This window comes from Bacillus sp. SIMBA_031, assembly GCF_046535225.1.
In the GTDB taxonomy this organism is placed as follows: domain Bacteria; phylum Bacillota; class Bacilli; order Bacillales; family Bacillaceae; genus Bacillus; species Bacillus velezensis.
In genome coordinates this window covers 1-266 of record NZ_JAWRXC010000316.1, presented here as the reverse complement: position 1 = coordinate 266, position 266 = coordinate 1, and the positions used below count along the sequence as shown (strand labels likewise).

The window sequence follows — 266 nt, the reverse complement described above, 5'->3', positions numbered from 1 at the left end:
CTGAGTACCTCGAACACCGTCTCCGGCCGTTCTCTGCCGGCTTCGCCGTCCCCGTTTTCGCTTTCTTCTCCGCGGGCGTCACCTTATTAGGTTTTGACGGCGGTGCTTTCGACGGCGTCGGGGCCGCACTGCGGGATCCCGTGGCCCTTGGCATTGCCGCGGCCCTGGTAGTGGGCAAGGCCGTGGGTGTTTTTGGCACCACGTTCTTGGTCACCAAAACCACCCGCGCGAGCCTGGATTCCAGCATCGCATGGATAGACCTCTTC

General features: G+C 62.8%; 1 protein-coding gene. It reads left to right on the top strand.

Annotated features, from left to right (window positions below; all coding sequences use genetic code 11):
* A partial coding sequence (locus SB724_RS20450) for a Na+/H+ antiporter NhaA (RefSeq protein WP_410572722.1) occupies window positions 1–266 on the top strand: 266 nt, incomplete at both ends.